The sequence below is a fragment of the Priestia sp. SIMBA_032 genome (genome assembly GCF_046535215.1).
GTDB lineage: Bacteria > Bacillota > Bacilli > Bacillales > Bacillaceae_H > Priestia > Priestia aryabhattai.
The window spans coordinates 1-272 of the sequence record NZ_JAWRXD010000657.1 but is presented as its reverse complement, the minus strand read 5'-3'; the positions used below and the strand labels follow the sequence as shown (position 1 = coordinate 272).

Sequence of the window (272 nt, the reverse complement as noted above, 5' to 3'; positions counted from 1 at the left end):
ATGGCGTAGGTGGGACGACGCCGAGACCTAAGTAACTTAGTGCGGACTCACTTAAAATAGATCCAGCCACACCTAGAGTTGCTACAACAATAAGTAACGGAAAGACGTTAGGAATTAGATGATGAATGATTTTCCGAGAATCTTTTAATCCTAATACATCTGCCGCTTGCATAAAGGCTTGCTCCCGCAATGTTAAAATTTGTCCCCTCACAAGACGGGCAAGTCCTGGCCATCCTACTAAACTTAAAATAATCATTACAACATATAAACGG

General features: G+C 41.9%; 1 protein-coding gene. It reads right to left on the bottom strand.

The window, feature by feature from the left end:
* Nucleotides 1-272, bottom strand: a 272-nt coding sequence (locus tag SB717_RS35880) for an ABC transporter permease (protein ID WP_410907744.1), incomplete at both ends; no start/stop codon positions are given.